Source organism: Pseudomonas sp. B19125 (assembly GCF_044218855.1).
Lineage (GTDB): Bacteria > Pseudomonadota > Gammaproteobacteria > Pseudomonadales > Pseudomonadaceae > Aquipseudomonas > Aquipseudomonas edaphica.
Genome location: NZ_CP162589.1, coordinates 3,052,849 through 3,068,052 on the forward strand (window position 1 = coordinate 3,052,849; position 15,204 = coordinate 3,068,052).

Annotated in this window: 15 protein-coding genes and 1 tRNA gene; 11 read left to right on the top strand and 5 right to left on the bottom strand. The window is 61.2% G+C overall.

What is annotated here, in order from left to right:
• Positions 1–223 precede the first annotated feature (223 nt).
• Positions 224–2,977 carry a response regulator gene (locus AB4P96_RS13990; RefSeq protein WP_017136570.1) on the bottom strand — a complete coding sequence of 918 codons (2,754 nt, stop codon included), beginning with the start codon at positions 2,975–2,977 and terminating at the stop codon, positions 224–226.
• 248 nt (positions 2,978–3,225) lie between these two features.
• Here AB4P96_RS13990 and AB4P96_RS13995 point away from each other — a divergent pair, with 248 nt between their 5' ends.
• Both AB4P96_RS13995 and AB4P96_RS14000 read left to right on the top strand, forming a co-directional pair.
• A complete protein-coding gene (locus tag AB4P96_RS13995) occupies positions 3,226–3,951 on the top strand; it encodes a response regulator transcription factor (RefSeq protein ID WP_017136569.1) in 726 nt (241 codons plus the stop codon).
• On the top strand, positions 3,938–5,296 hold the full coding sequence (locus AB4P96_RS14000; RefSeq protein ID WP_170040237.1) for a sensor histidine kinase: 1,359 nt from the start codon (positions 3,938–3,940) through the stop codon (positions 5,294–5,296). Before AB4P96_RS13995 ends, AB4P96_RS14000 begins: the two co-directional genes overlap by 14 nt.
• A 3-nt stretch (positions 5,297–5,299) precedes the next feature.
• On the opposite strand, the gene AB4P96_RS14005 is transcribed toward AB4P96_RS14000, so the two are convergent.
• Complete coding sequence (locus AB4P96_RS14005) at positions 5,300–5,815, bottom strand: DUF2062 domain-containing protein (protein ID WP_017136567.1); 516 nt, start codon at positions 5,813–5,815, stop codon at positions 5,300–5,302.
• A gap of 134 nt (positions 5,816–5,949) precedes the next feature.
• Here AB4P96_RS14005 and AB4P96_RS14010 point away from each other — a divergent pair, with 134 nt between their 5' ends.
• The 8 genes from AB4P96_RS14010 (at position 5,950) to murB (ending at position 12,805) form a co-directional block, all read left to right on the top strand.
• Positions 5,950–8,175 (top strand): DNA internalization-related competence protein ComEC/Rec2, encoded by a 2,226-nt coding sequence (locus AB4P96_RS14010; RefSeq protein WP_395600885.1) that lies wholly within the window; start codon positions 5,950–5,952, stop codon positions 8,173–8,175.
• A 109-nt stretch (positions 8,176–8,284) separates the two neighbouring features.
• Positions 8,285–8,920: a MotA/TolQ/ExbB proton channel family protein gene (locus AB4P96_RS14015; RefSeq protein WP_016969293.1), complete on the top strand. Its 636-nt coding sequence runs from the start codon at positions 8,285–8,287 to the stop codon at positions 8,918–8,920.
• A complete protein-coding gene (locus tag AB4P96_RS14020; RefSeq protein ID WP_017136564.1) occupies positions 8,917–9,345 on the top strand; it encodes a biopolymer transporter ExbD in 429 nt (142 codons plus the stop codon). Before AB4P96_RS14015 ends, AB4P96_RS14020 begins: the two co-directional genes overlap by 4 nt.
• Positions 9,345–10,355, top strand: coding sequence for a tetraacyldisaccharide 4'-kinase (gene lpxK / locus AB4P96_RS14025; RefSeq protein ID WP_177035002.1), 1,011 nt, complete (start codon positions 9,345–9,347; stop codon positions 10,353–10,355). The genes AB4P96_RS14020 and lpxK overlap by 1 nt, the downstream gene beginning before the upstream one ends.
• 23 nt (positions 10,356–10,378) lie before the next feature.
• Complete coding sequence (locus AB4P96_RS14030) at positions 10,379–10,564, top strand: Trm112 family protein (RefSeq protein ID WP_003174668.1); 186 nt, start codon at positions 10,379–10,381, stop codon at positions 10,562–10,564.
• Positions 10,561–11,325 (top strand): 3-deoxy-manno-octulosonate cytidylyltransferase, encoded by a 765-nt coding sequence (gene kdsB, locus AB4P96_RS14035; RefSeq protein ID WP_058419882.1) that lies wholly within the window; start codon positions 10,561–10,563, stop codon positions 11,323–11,325. The genes AB4P96_RS14030 and kdsB overlap by 4 nt, the downstream gene beginning before the upstream one ends.
• Positions 11,325–11,789: a low molecular weight protein-tyrosine-phosphatase gene (locus AB4P96_RS14040; RefSeq protein WP_395600886.1), complete on the top strand. Its 465-nt coding sequence runs from the start codon at positions 11,325–11,327 to the stop codon at positions 11,787–11,789. Before kdsB ends, AB4P96_RS14040 begins: the two co-directional genes overlap by 1 nt.
• Complete coding sequence (gene murB / locus AB4P96_RS14045) at positions 11,786–12,805, top strand: UDP-N-acetylmuramate dehydrogenase (protein WP_395600887.1); 1,020 nt, start codon at positions 11,786–11,788, stop codon at positions 12,803–12,805. Before AB4P96_RS14040 ends, murB begins: the two co-directional genes overlap by 4 nt.
• A gap of 72 nt (positions 12,806–12,877) precedes the next feature.
• On the opposite strand, the gene AB4P96_RS14050 is transcribed toward murB, so the two are convergent.
• Entirely contained in the window at positions 12,878–13,549 is a 672-nt protein-coding gene (locus tag AB4P96_RS14050) for a Bax inhibitor-1/YccA family protein (RefSeq protein WP_058419884.1), read from the bottom strand.
• A 152-nt stretch (positions 13,550–13,701) separates the two neighbouring features.
• Between AB4P96_RS14050 and AB4P96_RS14055 the strand changes: the two genes are divergently transcribed.
• Positions 13,702–13,792, top strand: a tRNA-Ser gene (locus AB4P96_RS14055).
• Between the two features lie 116 nt (positions 13,793–13,908).
• On the opposite strand, the gene AB4P96_RS14060 is transcribed toward AB4P96_RS14055, so the two are convergent.
• The gene (locus AB4P96_RS14060; RefSeq protein ID WP_242173996.1) at positions 13,909–14,958 is read right to left on the bottom strand and encodes a tyrosine-type recombinase/integrase; all 1,050 of its coding nucleotides are present in this window, start codon (positions 14,956–14,958) and stop codon (positions 13,909–13,911) included.
• 1 nt (position 14,959) lies between these two features.
• Positions 14,960–15,202, bottom strand: coding sequence for a DUF4224 domain-containing protein (locus tag AB4P96_RS14065; protein ID WP_242173947.1), 243 nt, complete (start codon positions 15,200–15,202; stop codon positions 14,960–14,962).
• Positions 15,203–15,204 lie beyond the last annotated feature (2 nt).

A 15,204-nucleotide genomic window follows, 5' to 3' on the forward strand; every position in this document is an offset into this window, starting at 1 on the left:
AAAATGCTCCCTGCAGTCACTGAGTTTTAGGTAGGCCGATGTGGGCACCGGGCTTTTTGTGGGAGCTGGCTTGCCTGCGATGCAGGCAACTCGGTACATCAGGTACACCCAGTTGATGCCATCGCAGGCAAGCCAGCTCCCACACAAGCCAGCTCCCACACAAGCCAGCTCCCACACAAGCCAGCTCCCACACAAGCCAGCTCAACACAGGCCTGGAGAAGCCTCAGGCGCTGACCCGTGCCTCACTGGCCAACCGCGCAATCGCCATGTCCAGTTCATCCAGCGCGGCGATGGCCTTGGCGTCGTCTTGCTTGAGCAAGGTTTCCGCGCGCTGGCAGGCGGCGCGCAATTGAGGCACGCCGCAGTAGCGGGTGGCGCCATGCAGGCGATGCACGCGTTCGATCAGCGCATTGTTGTCTTTGGCTTCACGGGCGGCGGTGATCGCCAGGCGATCGGCTTCCAGCGAGGCCAGCAGCATGGCGAGCATGTCGGCGGCCAGGTCGGCCTTGTTGGCCGCCAGGCGCAGGCCTTCCTCATGATCCAGTACCAGCAGTTGCACGCCGGGTGCCAAGCCGTCAGTCGCGCGCTCCGGCCCTTGATTGCGCAGGGCCAGGCCGGTCCACTTCAACACTACTTGGGCCAACTGCCGCTCGCTGATGGGTTTGGTCAGGTAATCGTCCATACCGCTTTGCAGCAGCGCGCGTTTTTCGTTGGCCATGGCGTGGGCGGTGAGGGCGACCACCGGCAGCGGCGTACCGTGGCGTTCGCTTTCCCATTGGCGGATCGCCTCGGTGCTTTGGCGCCCGTCCATGCCGGGCATTTGTACGTCCATCAGCACCAGGTCGAAGGTTTCCTGCTTCACCGCGTCAATGGCCGCATAACCGCTTTCGACCGCGTGCACCTTGGCGCCCATGTCTTCGAGCAACGTTTGCACCAGCAACAGGTTGGCCGGGTTGTCGTCCACGCAGAGTACGCGCGGCGCTCGGCTGGAGAGCGGTTCGCCGGGTTCGCTGCGCAATGGGCGCGGGCTGATCAAATCGGCCAGTGCACGGCGCAGTTTGCGCGTACACGCAGGTTTGGCCTGCAACTGGCTGTTGGGGTTGGGCACTGACTGGTTGAACAACATCTGTTCGGTGGTCGGGCACAGCACCAGCACCTTGCAGCCCAGGTGTTCCAGGTCCCATAGATGCTGGTTGAGGCGTTCGGGCGGAATGTCATTGGCGGTGACACCGAGCACTGCCAGGTCGATTGCCTGTTCAGTCTGGTGTGCGCTGGTGATGCCGTTGGTCAGGCTTTCCAGGGTATTGAACGGTGTGACTTGCAGGCCGCAATCTTCCAGTTGGTGCTGCAACGCCTGGCGCGCGAGCTCGTGGTTTTCCAGCACGGCCACACGACGGCCGAGCAGCGGCGGGGAGGGCAGGTCTTCGGCGTCGTCGCGGGTTTTGGGCAGGCTCAGGCTGATCCAGAACTCCGAGCCTTCGCCCGGTGTGCTGTCGACGCCGATCTCACCGCCCATTTGCTCGATCAGCCGCTTGGAAATCACCAGGCCCAGGCCGGTGCCGCCGGGTTGGCGCGACAGCGAGTTGTCGGCCTGGCTGAAGGCCTGGAACAACGCACGCACGTCCTGGTTCGACAGGCCGATGCCGGTGTCTTGCACACTGATGCGCAGTTGCACGCTGTCTTCCTGTTCGTCTTCGACCATCGCGCGGGCAACGATAGTGCCTTCGCGGGTGAACTTGATCGCGTTGCTGATCAGGTTGGTGAGGATCTGCTTGAGGCGCAACGGGTCGCCCACCAGCGCCAGCGGCGTGTCGCGGTACACCAGGCTGACCAGCTCAAGCTGTTTGGCATGGGCGGCGGGGGCAAGGATGGTGAGGGTGTCTTGCAGCAAGTCGCGCAGGTTGAAGGGCACACTGTCGAGCACCAGCTTGCCGGCTTCGATTTTCGAGAAGTCGAGGATCTCGTTGATGATACCCAGCAGGTTGTCGGCGGATTTTTCGATGGTGCCCAGGTAATCCAGCTGACGCGGCGACAGCTCGCTTTTTTGCAGCAGATGAGTGAAACCCAGGATGCCGTTGAGCGGCGTGCGGATTTCATGGCTCATGTTGGCGAGGAACTCCGACTTGATCCGGCTGGCCTCCAGGGCCTCCTTGCGCGCCAGGTCCAGCTCGATGTTCTGGATCTCGATGGTTTCCAGGTTCTGACGCACATCTTCGGTGGCCTGATCGATACTGTGTTGCAGTTCTTCCTGGGCATTTTGCAGGGTTTCGGCCATGCGGTTGATGCCCGAGGCCAATTGGTCCAACTCCTGGCTGCCCAACGGTGGCAGGCGGGTTTCGAGGTTGCCGTCCTTGAGTTGGGCCACAGCTTGCTTGATCTGGCCGATGGGCGAGTTGATCGTGCGGCTGATGCGCAACGCCAGGGCGGCCGTGCAGATCAGGCCGATGGCGATCAGCAGCAGGCTGGCAAACAGGCTGCGATAACCGCGCAGCAACATGCCATTGTGCGACAGCTCCACTTCGACCCAACCCAGCAGGCGATCGGCTTCATCGGGGATCAATTCGCCCGCGAGGTTGCGATGGCGACCGAACACCGGCAGCAGGTAGCGCGTGGCGTCATTGCCACTGCGCTGCAGCAGGTGCGAACTGTTGCCGACCGGCGCAAGGTTGAGCATGGTCGGGCCGGCGTGGGCCAGGGACGAGCGGTCCGGTGCCAGGAACGACACCGCGCGCACGTCCGGTTGCTCCAGCGACTGAGTGGCGATGCGTTCAAGCAGGTCGGTGTTCTTGCTGCTCAACGCCGGGGCCACCAGCGGCGCCAATTGCTCGGCGATCATTTCGCCGCGTTGCAGCAATTGGGTCTGCAACTCCGACAGCTGCATCCAGGTGAAATAGCCCCCCAACAACAGGGCCATCAGGCTGGTCGGTAATAAGGTCAGCAACAGTACGCGGCCTTTTATCCCCATTCTTCTAAGCACGCCACTCTCCTGCTACCACACTGTTTTCGTTTATCTGCGCGGGCATCCGGCCCACGCCACCTGCGCAGTGTAGCCATTTGCGCAGTGTAGCCATTTGCGCAGTGTGGAACCTCGCAAATTAATGATCGACGTCAATCTCCGACATCAATCGCCGAGCGCAATCTTCGAGCCATCGGCAGCCTGGTGGCGATTGCCTGTCACCGTTTAATCTTGAATAATCAGTGATTGAGAATGACTTGCAGACGCTAATGAATCCCGCAGTTGGCCTACCCAGTATCCTGGCAATCGAAGACGACCCTGTATTGGGCGCCTATGTGCATGAGCAACTGGGCCGCTGTGGCTTCCAGGTCACCTGGTGCCAGAACGGCCAACAGGGCCTGCAGATGGCACGTGACCAGGCGTTCGACGTGGTGTTGATGGACATCCTGCTGCCGGGCATGGACGGTTTGTCGATTCTTACCCATTTGCGCCAGCACCATGCGACGCCGGTGATCCTCATGTCTGCGCTGGGCGCCGAGGCCGATCGCATCAGCGGTTTTCGCCTGGGTGCGGACGACTACCTGCCCAAGCCGTTCAGCATGGTTGAACTGCGTGTACGCATCGAAGCCATCCTGCGCCGCGTGGCCCTGGACCGGCGGCCGTTGCCGCTGCGTTTACCGGCACGCGACGATGCACGCAGCCTGCGTTTTGACGATGAACTGTACGACGTGTTCTTTCAAGAACACTGGGCCGGGCTGACGCGCAGCGAGTATCGCTTGCTCGAGACCTTGCACCGTAGCGCCGATGAAGTGCTCAGCAAAGCCTTCCTTTACCAGCATGTGTTGCAGCGCGGTTACGCGCCTCACGATCGCAGCCTGGACATGCATATCAGCCAGATTCGCCGCAAGCTCAAGGCCATCGGCTACAGCGAGCGCGAAGTGCGCACGGTGTGGGGCAAGGGTTATGTACTGAGCGGCCATGATGAAGGGCTTTGAGCGGCTGCCCGGCCGGCACTCGTTATTCTGGAAGCTCGCCTGCCTGCTGATCGCCTTCTGTTTGCTGATGATCTGGCTCAGTTGGTCCTGGGGCCGCTATATGGAAGAGCAGAACGCCTATGTGGCCGAGGAGTCCCGCGAGATTTTGCGCGGCTATGCCGCGGGCGCGGAATTGGCCTGGAGTACCCAGGGCAGTGCTGGCGTGGACACCTGGTTGCAGCTGATGGCCACGCGCGAATCGACCTGGATCGGGGTGATCGGCCACGACTTGCAGTCGCTGAGCAGCCTGCCGCTGAGCGACAAGGAAAGCCAGCGCCTGACTTTTCTGCGCGGGCTGGAGTGGCCGGTCAGCCGACACGTCAAAGGCCTGCCCTGGGTGAAAATCCCATTCCCGGTCAACCCTGGCGCCGGCTCGCTGGTGATCGAATTACCCAAGCGCTTTATGCCGGGGCGCTATCAGGTGTTCTGGCGCGTGGTGACCAACGGCGTGATTCCCGGCTTGTTTACCTTGCTGCTGTGCGTGGGGCTTTATCGGCTGCTGATCATGCCGCTGAACCAGTTGCGCGAGCAGGCCAACGCCTGGCGCGCCGATCAATTGAATACGCGCATGTCCCGCGAGGCCACCAGCCGCCAGGATGAATTGGGTGAGTTGGGCCGCGCCTTTGACCACATGTCCGAGCGTTTGCAGGGCACGGTGGAGTTGCAGCAACAGTTATTGCGGGACATGTCCCATGAGCTGCGCACGCCGTTGAGCCGTTTGCGCGTGGCCTGTGACAGTGAGCAGGATCTAGCGCAGTTGCGCGAGCGCCTGGGCCGGGAGATTGACGCCATGCAGCGCCTGGTGGAAGACAGCCTGCAACTGGCCTGGCTGGACAGCGAGCGAACGCGGTTACCCGAGGAAGCCATCCAGCTTCCGGCCTTGTGGGACATGCTGCGGGAAAACGCTTGTTATGAAAGTGACTGGCCAGCAGCGCGTTTGCCGTGTCTGTTGCCCGTCGACTGCTGGGTGCGCGGCAACCTGAATGCGCTGGCCCAGGCCCTGGAAAATATCCTGCGCAATGCCATACGACATTCCCCCGCTCAGGGGCAGGTGACGCTGGACGGCTGTCGCGAGGGCGATGATTGGCATATCTGGCTGCAAGACCAGGGCGGCGGTATTGATGAGCAGGACTTGGAACGTATCTTTGCGCCGTTCACCCGCCTCGAAGGCTCACGGCCGGGTGATGGCGGTTTTGGTCTGGGCTTGAGCATCGCCCGCAATGCGGTACAGCGCCAGGGTGGGACGTTGTGGGCGCAGAACAGCGCGCAAGGTTTGTGCGTGCACCTGCGGCTGCCAGCGCGCTAGCTGTCAGGTGCGTCGTTGTTTGCGCTTCTTCCACTGGTGCGCGACCCACCAGCGCCAGTAACCCATCGTCAGGCAGTAGGCCAGCGCGGCCAGCACCAGCCCGCACACCACGGAACCCAACAGGAACGGCTGCCACAGTGTGCCCAGTTGGCTGCTGATCCACTCCCAGGTCAGGTTGTCGGGCAGGCTGCGCGGCGGCGTGTTCATCAGCCAGGCGCCGGTCAGGTAGGTGCAGAAGAACACCACCGGCATGGTGATCGGGTTGGTCAGCCACACCAGGCTCACGGCAATCGGCATATTCCCGCGCACAGCGATCGCTAGCACCGCCGCCAATAACATCTGCAACGGAATCGGGATAAACGCCGCGAACAGGCCCACTGCCATGGCGCGGGCGACGGAATGGCGGTTCAGGTGCCAGAGGTTGGGGTCATGCAACAACGTGCCGAGAAATCGTAAGGACTTGTGTTCCCGGATACTCGTGGGGTCGGGCATGTACCGTTTGAATAAGCGCCGGGGCATAAGGGGTCCAGGTCAGTTCGAGGGGTAAGTATGCCCGCATTCTATAAACAGAAAATTCAGACTTTGTGACAAAACATCAGAGGCCGCGCGGGGTATCCGACTAAGACTAGTGGATCACTTGAAAAGGATGATTCATGAGAACAGGGATGTTCGCGTTCGGAATGGGCTTGTTGTCGCTGCGATTTTTACCCGCATTGCCCGCCACCGCGTGGCTGCTGGCCATGTTGGTAGTGGCCTTGATGTTGCTGCCGTTTCGTACCTATCCGCTGGCGTTTTTGCTGTTGGGCGTGAGCTGGGCGTGCATGAGCGCGCAATGGGCGTTGGACGACCGATTAAGGCCGGCTCTGGACGGTCAGACTCGCTGGGTTGAGGGGCGCGTCATCGGGTTGCCGCAAAACACCAGCACCGGCGTGCGCTTCGAACTGACCGACAGCCGGTCACGCAAGGGCCGGCTGCCCAAGCGTATCCGCCTGTCCTGGCATAACGGCCCGCAGGTTAACAGCGGCGAGCGCTGGCGGCTGGCGGTCACGCTCAAGCGGCCGGCAGGCCTGCTCAATTTCCAGGGGTTTGACTACGAGGCCTGGCTGCTGGCCCAGCGCATCGGTGCCACCGGCTCGGTGAAAGATGGCCAACGCCTGGCGCCGGCTCGCCACGCCTGGCGTGACAGCGTCCGCCAGCGCCTGCTGGCGGTGGATGCTCAGGGCCGCGAGGCGGGGCTGGCAGCCTTGGTGCTGGGCGACGGCTCGGGGTTGGCAACCGAGGATTGGCGGGTGTTGCAGGACACCGGCACGGTGCACCTGCTGGTGATTTCCGGCCAGCACATTGGCTTGCTGGCCGGTTTGATCTACGCGCTGGTGGCCGGGCTGGCGCGCTACGGTTGCTGGCCCCGCGCCTTGCCCTGGCTGCCGTGGGCCTGCGGCCTGGCATTTGCTGCCGCGCTGGGGTATGGCCTGCTGGCGGGGTTCGGTGTGCCCGTGCAGCGGGCCTGCGTGATGGTCGGGTTGGTGCTGCTGTGGCGTTTGCGGTTTCGCCACTTGGGTGTGTGGTGGCCGTTATTACTAGCGTTCAATGCGGTGCTGGTGCTGGAGCCGCTGGCCAGCTTGCAGCCAGGGTTCTGGTTGTCGTTTGCCGCCGTGGCCGTGCTGGTGCTGGCATTCAGCGGGCGTTTGGGCGCGTGGAGCGTCTGGCAGGCGTGGACCCGGCCCCAATGGCTGATCGCCATTGGTTTGTTTCCGGTGCTGCTGGTGCTGGGGTTGCCCATCAGCCTCAGTGCGCCGGTGGCCAATCTGTTTGCCGTGCCGTGGATCAGCCTGGTGGTGCTGCCGTTGGCACTGCTGGGCACTGTACTGTTGGCGGTACCGTGGGTGGGAGAGGGCTTGTTGTGGCTGGCCGGTGGCGCGTTGGATGGCCTGTTCACAGGCTTGGCGCTGCTGGCTGGGCTGCGCGCAGCGTGGGTGCCCGCCGACGTGCCGTTGGGTTATTGGTTGATCAGCGTCACGGGCGCGGTGCTCTTGCTCTTGCCCAAAGGCGTGCCATTGCGGCTGCTGGGCTGGCCGATGCTGCTGTTGGCCGTCTTTGCCCCTAAACCATTGGTGCCGTACGGGCAGGTGGAGGTGGTGCAATTGGATGTCGGCCAGGGGCAGGCGGTGATCCTGCGCACGCGCCATCACGCCATGCTCTACGACGCAGGCCCGCGCTCGGGGGTGGTTGACCTGGGCGCGCGCGTGGTGCTGCCATCCCTGCAAAAGGGTGGGGTGGCGGCGTTGGACGCGATGGTGATCAGCCACGCTCACGCTGACCATGCCGGCGGTGCCGCAGCGGTTGCCCGTGTGCTGCCCGTCGGAAGGGTTATCGGCGGAGAGACCGAAGGGCTGCCGGCTTTTCTCGCCGCCCAGCCCTGTAACAATGGCGAGCGCTGGGAGTGGGATGGCGTGTCATTCGAGGTGTGGCGATGGCCTGGCGCCACCAGCAGCAATCCGAAATCCTGCGTCTTGCAGGTACAGGCCCGTGGCGAGCGGTTGCTACTGACGGGTGATATTGATGAGGCGGCTGAAACAGCCTTTCTCGCTTCGCCCTTGGCGGTGCCGACCGATTGGCTGCAAGCGCCGCACCATGGCAGTCGCAGTTCCTCGTCCTGGGCGTTTTTACAGCGGCTTGCGCCCAAGTCGGTGCTGATTTCCCGCGGCCGTGGCAACGCATTCGGGCATCCCCATCCGCAGGTGATGGCGCGTTACCAGGCGCTGGGCAGCCGGGTCTACGACAGCGCCGAGCAAGGTGCCGTGCGTGTGCAACTGGGCAGTTTTAGAGCACCGGTTGTTGCGCGCAGTCAACGGCGATTCTGGCGCGAAGCGTTACCGTAATACAGGCTTACCAAACACCTGGGCCTGCGACAGGCGGGCCTGGCGCCTGCGAACCACGCCGGTGAACCTATATGGTAAAGTGGCGCACTTTTTCTAGGGGACATTCACTGTGTGGGAATTGGTCAAATCCGGCGGCTGGATGATGTTGCCGATTATCTTGAGCTCCATCGCCGCACTCGGCATCGTTGCCGAACGTTTGTGGACCCTGCGCGCCAGTCGCATAACCCCCGAGCATCTGCTGGGGCAGGTGTGGGGCTGGATCAAGAACAAACAGCTGGATAAAGAAAAACTCAAGGAGTTACGCGCCAACTCGCCGTTGGGTGAAATCCTCGCAGCGGGCCTCGCCAATTCCAAACATGGTCGCGAGATCATGAAAGAATGCATCGAAGAGGCCGCTGCCCGCGTCATCCACGAAATGGAGCGCTATATCAATGCTCTCGGCACCATCGCAGCCATGGCGCCGCTGCTTGGTTTGCTGGGCACGGTGCTGGGCATGATCGACATTTTCAGCTCGTTCATGGGTTCAGGCATGACCACCAACGCTGCCGTCTTGGCCGGTGGTATTTCCAAGGCCTTGATCACCACGGCAGCCGGCCTGATGGTCGGTATTCCGTCGGTGTTTTTCCACCGCTTCCTGCAGCGTCGCATCGATGAACTGGTGGTCGGCATGGAGCAGGAAGCCATCAAGCTGGTGGAAGTGGTGCAGGGCGATCGTGATGTCGATTTCGTTGAGGGTCGAGCGTGAAATTTCGCCGCAAGCAACGGGAGAATGTTGATATCAACCTGGCGTCGCTGATCGACGTGGTCTTTATCCTGCTGCTGTTTTTTGTCGTGACTACCACCTTCACCCGCGAAACCCAACTGCGCGTTGATTTACCCGAAGCAGTGAGTGGCTCACCGGCCGAAGACCAGGAAATTAAGCAGCTGGACATTGCCATCAGCGCCGACGGGGTGTTTTCGGTAAATAACCAATTGCTCGAAAAAAATGACCTTGCCAGCCTGATGGATGCCCTGCAGAAAGAGTCCGGCGGCGATACCAATATGCCTCTTTCCATCAGCGCTGACGGCAAAACCCAGCACCAAGCGGTGATCACCGCCATGGACGCCGCCGGCAAGCTGGGCTTCAGCCACCTGCGCATGACCACCGTCGAGGCGGCGAGCCCGCCCTGATGGCTATGTCCGATCGTTTGCTCAAGGCGTGGTACGAGGGCCATCCGGCACTCGTACTGTTGCGGCCGCTGGAATCTATGTACCGTCACGTTGTACAGCGCAAACGCGCGCGCTTCCTGGCGGGCGAGGGTGAGATTTACCAACCGCCGGTGCCTGTGGTGGTGGTGGGCAATATCACCGTCGGCGGCACCGGCAAGACGCCGTTGATCCTGTGGCTGATCGAACACTGCCGGCGCAGCGGCCTGCGGGTCGGCGTGGTCAGCCGCGGCTATGGTGCCAAGCCGCCGCAGTTGCCGTGGCGGGTCGAGGCCAGCCATAGCGCCGAAGTAGCGGGCGATGAGCCGTTGCTGATCGTTCAGCGCTGCGGCGTACCCCTGATGATCGATCCAGACCGCAGCCGCGCCGTCAAAGCCTTGCTGGCCAGTGAACCCCTTGACCTGATCCTCTCCGACGATGGCCTGCAGCATTACCGCCTGGCCCGCGACCTGGAACTGGTGCTGATCGACGCCGCCCGTGGTCTGGGCAACCGCCGTTGCCTGCCGGCCGGGCCTTTGCGCGAACCGGTGGAGCGCCTGCATAGCGTGGATGCGCTGTTGTACAACGGCGCCGGAGCCGATCGCGAGGATGGGTTTGCCTTTCGCCTGCAACCCACGGCGCTGATCAACTTGAAAACCGGTGAGCGCCAATCGGTGGAGCACTTTGCCGCCGGCCAGCGGGTCCATGCCGTCGCGGGTATCGGTAACCCGCAACGTTTCTTCAATACCCTCGAAACGCTACACTGGCAGCCGATTCCCCATGCATTTGCCGACCATGCGCCGTACAGCGCAGAGGTGTTGAATTTCACACCGTCATTGCCGTTGGTGATGACCGAAAAAGACGCGGTGAAGTGCCGCTCCTTTGCCCAGCCCGACTGGTGGTACCTTGCAGTGGATGCACTGCCGTCACCGGCGTTTGTGGCCTGGTTCGACACGCAATTGATGCGCCTGCTGCCCGCCCGACTTTTGCCTTAAACCGCTTTTTCCAGGAAATACTCATGGACACCAAACTGCTCGACATCCTCGCTTGCCCGATCTGCAAAGGCCCGCTCAAGCTCAGCGCCGATAAAACCGAGTTGATCAGCAAGGGCGCCGGCCTGGCTTATCCGATCCGTGATGGCATCCCGGTGATGCTGGAAAGCGAAGCCCGTACCCTGACCACCGATGAGCGCCTGGATAAATGACCACCGCCTTTACCGTTGTCATTCCTTCGCGCTACGCCTCCACGCGCCTGCCGGGCAAGCCGCTGCAATTGATCGGCAACAAGCCGATGATCCAGCTGGTGTGGGAACAGGCCTGCAAAAGCAGCGCCGAACGCGTGGTGGTTGCCACCGATGACCCGCGTATTATCGAAGCCTGCAAAGGTTTCGGTGCTGAAGCGGTGCTGACCCGTGAAGACCACAATTCCGGCACCGACCGCCTGGCCGAAGTCGCCACGCAGTTGGGGTTGGCGCCCGACGCGATCGTGGTCAATGTGCAGGGTGACGAACCCTTGATCCCGCCGTGCGTGATCGATCAGGTCGCCGCCAACCTGGCCGCCCACGGCGAGGCGCGTATGGCGACCCTGGCCGAACCGATCGAAGACATCGACACCCTGTTCAACCCGAACGTGGTCAAAGTGGTCAGCGATATCAATGGCCTTGCGCTGACCTTCAGCCGCTCGACCCTGCCTTGGGCGCGGGATGCGTTCGCCAAACAGCCCGACGTCTTGCCCGAGGGCGTACCGTACCGTCGCCATATCGGCATTTATGCCTACCGCGCTGGTTTCCTGCATGACTTCGTCAGCTGGGGGCCGTGCTGGCTGGAAAACACCGAGTCCCTGGAACAGCTGCGTGCCCTGTGGCACGGTGTGCGTATCCACGTGGGCGATGCGCTGGAAGCGCCGCCAGCCGGTGTCGACACCCAGGAAGACCTTGAGCGCGTCCGTCGCCTGCTGGGGGCCTGATGGAGGTTCTGTTCGTCTGCCTGGGTAATATCTGCCGCTCGCCCACCGCCGAAGGTGTGCTGCGCCATAAATTGCGCGAAGCGGGGTTGGCCGGCCAGGTTGAAGTGGCGTCTGCCGGCACGGGTGAATGGCACATCGGCAACCCGCCGGACCAGCGCAGCCAGCGCGCGGCGCTGGTGCGCGGTTACGACTTGTCGGCCCAGCGTGCCCAGCAGGTTTCCCGTGCAGACTTTGCTCGATATGACCTGATCCTGGCCATGGACCACAGCAATCTGCGCAACCTCCAGGCGTTGCATCCAGGCCAAGGTAAAGCCGAGCTGGACTTGTTCCTGCGCCGCTATGACGCCGAGGTGGACGAAGTGCCAGACCCTTACTACGAAGGCGAGCAAGGCTTCGAACGGGTACTGGACCTGATCGAGCGGGCCTGTGATTTATTGGTGATCGAATTGAAGGGGCGGTTATGACCTTGCAAGTGCTTGCGCAGGTATCGCTCAAGCCATTCAACAGCTTCGGCATCGACGTGCGCGCCCAGTGGTTTGCCGAGGCCCGCAGCGACGCCGATGTGCGTGAAGCCCTGGCCTATGCAACGGCGCAGTCATTACCACTGTTGGTGATCGGCGGTGGCAGCAACCTGCTGTTGACCCAGGATATCCAGGCGTTGGTGTTGCGCATGGCCACCCAGGGCGTTCGGGTGCTGCAGGACGACGGTGTAAACGTGGTGGTCGAAGCCGAAGCGGGCGAAGCCTGGCACCCGTTTGTAGTGTGGACCTTGGAACACGGCTTCTGCGGCCTCGAGAACCTCAGCCTGATCCCCGGCACCGTCGGTGCTGCGCCGATGCAGAACATCGGCGCCTACGGTGTGGAGATCAAGGACGTGTTTGCCGGCCTCACCGCGCTGGATCGCCACACCGGCGAACTGCGCGACTTCAGCCTGCAAGAATGCAACTTCGCCTACCGCGACAGCCTGTTCAAGCACGAAACCGGACGCTGGCTGATCCTGCGTGTGCGTTTTGCCTTGAGCCGCGCCAGCCATCTCAAGCTCGACTACGGCCCGGTGCAGCAGCGCCTGGCCGGGCAGGGCATCACTGAGGCGACGCCGAGTGATGTCAGCCGTGCCATTTGTAGCATCCGCCGTGAAAAACTGCCCGACCCGGCAGAATTGGGCAATGCCGGCAGTTTCTTCAAAAACCCACTGGTGTCCCATGTGTTGGCGGCTGAGCTGAAGGCGCAGTATCCGGATCTGGTGGCATACCCGCAGGCCGATGGGCAGATGAAGCTCGCCGCTGGCTGGTTGATCGATAAAGCCGGTTGGAAAGGCTTTCGCGACGGCGATGCCGGCGTGCATAAACTGCAGGCGCTGGTGCTGGTCAACTATGGCGCGGCCACTGGGCATGACATTGCCAACCTGGCACTGCGCATCCAGCGTGATATTGCTGAGCGTTTCAAGGTCGATCTGGAAATGGAACCTAACCAGTACTGAGCGTTTGCAATCCCGTGAAAACAAAAATGCCCCGTATCTTTCGATACGGGGCATTTTTTATTGCGCTAGCAATCAGTCATCGCGGCTCATGATGCCGAAGATCTGCAGCAGGCTGATGAACAGGTTGTAGATCGACACATACAGGCTGATGGTCGCCATGATGTAGTTACGCTCACCGCCGTGGATGATGGCGCTGGTCTGGAACAGGATGCACACGGAGGAGAACAGCACAAAACCCGCGCTGATCGCCAGCTGCAAGCCGCTGATCTGGAAGAACATGCCGGCAACCACTGCCGCCAGCAACACGAAGAAGCCTGCGGTAATGAAGCCACCCAGGAAGCTCATGTCCTTACGGCTGATCAGCACGTAGGCCGACAGGCCACCAAACACCAGGGCCGTCATGGCAAATGCCGAGCTGACCACTTCCGCGCCGCCGGCCATACCGAGGTAACGGTTGAGGATCGGGCCAAGGATAAAGCCCATGAAACCAGTCAAGGCAAACGCCGACACCAGGCCCCAGGCCGAGTCACGCAGTTTGTTGGTCAGGAAGAACAGACCGTAGAAACCAATCAGCACGACAAAGATATTCGGGTAGCCGACGCGCATCTGCTGCGCCACATACGCCATTACGCCGCTGAACGCGAGGGTAAGGGCGAGCAAGCCGTAGGTGTTGCGCAACACGCGGCTGACTTCAAGCTGCTCAGCCTGCGCGTTACCATTCAGTGCGTAATTCTGTTCGCGCATGGCGACACTCCTTCAGTTTTGAAACATTCAGTCGCAAGGATCATAACAGACGCTCTGTAACAAGCCATGGCAAGAGTTTGACAGTGTGTTTCATTCGGGTATTATGGCGCCCGCTGACACGGGATGGGCTATCATAATCCTGTGAAGCAAAAGGGAAATTGGCAGAGTGGTTGAATGCACCGGTCTTGAAAACCGGCGAACGTTAATAGCGTTCCCAGGGTTCGAATCCCTGGTTTCCCGCCAAGATTTACACGAAAGCCTCGCGAAAGCGGGGCTTTTGCGTTTCTGGGGTTTGGGAAGGTTTGTGCTGCTTTTGGCAGGGGTTCCGAAACTTTCGGGTAGGAGTTCCGAAACTTTGCCTATTTGGACGGTTTCGCGGTGGCGCCAATCCTCCTGTAAACCCGCTTTGTGATCTCCTGTTTACTGTGTCCCAGCAGCAGGCTGGCATCCCCGATATCGATGATTTCCGACGCGGCTTTCGGCCGGATGTCGCGGAACTGAAAGCCTCCAATCTTGGCCGCGAGCAGCGGGTCGCCTTGTTCGATGGCGTTCTGCTTTGCTTTTTCCCGCGCCTTGTCCCAGCGCAAGCGCAGCATCCCCTTCGTCATCCGCTTTCCGTATCTGTTGATCAACAGGTACTTGGACGAATGACCGACATTCCTTTCGCTGATCTCTCTGACCAATCTCCCCAAGCTGTTTTCCCCGGCTTCCGTACGCATCAAGATTCGAAGCTTCTGGCCGGTCTTGCCCTGCGTTACCAGGAAGTAGTCACCCTCGGTATCGTCGCTGCGCATGATCAGTACGTCAGCAGGCCGCTGTCCGGTCAAATAGCCCAGGTCCATGGCCTCCTTGAGTTCTTGTTCGGCAACCGCGTAGACGGCATCCCAAACAGCCGCGTTGGCGTAGTAATCACGCGGCGCCTCCTTATTCTTCCTGATTCCCTGGCAAGGGTTCTCCCGCTCCGTGAGCCCCCACTCCCTGGCCATGTTGAAAACGTGGGACAGAAGCGCGATCTCGCGGTTGGCACGAACCTTCGCTGAGCGGGCATCACGGTAACCGGCGATGTTAAACGGCGTAATTGAGTCGATGGGTGCTTCATCAAACGTAGGACGGAGCTGTTTCAATTCCGCCATGTTGTCCCTCTGGGTCCGTTGACCCTTTTTCGGAATGACGTCGCGCGCGTAGCGGTCAAAGATCCCCTTCATCATTGTCAGATCGGCCGGTTTTTCCTTGGCTTCAAGTTCGGCCCACTTCAAGCGCGCTTTGCTCAAGTCTGTGCCCAACGGAATTTCTTTGCCGGCAGAGTCACGGTAGTAGTAGCCGACCCAGACCTTCCCATTTTTCCTGGCACGCTTACGCCGTACCATGCCAGGCGGCAAATCTCTGTTTTCGATGTTACGGGGGCGCATATCAATTTACCCTGGAGAAGTCTGGTGTCCAAGCGAGGCGCGCTGGCGGTGGGCTTTGTTCAGATATGGTCGCGCTAACGATGCCCAGTTTCATGCGGGCGAACATCCTGCCGACTAAGGGCCGGCCGCCACGACTCTCAACGAAAGCCCAGCTTCGATCCTTGAGCCATTTTCGTTGATCTGCTCGACGCTTGTAGCCGGTAAGGTCGGCTAACTCCTCGTCTGATAATATTTCTGTTTGCATAG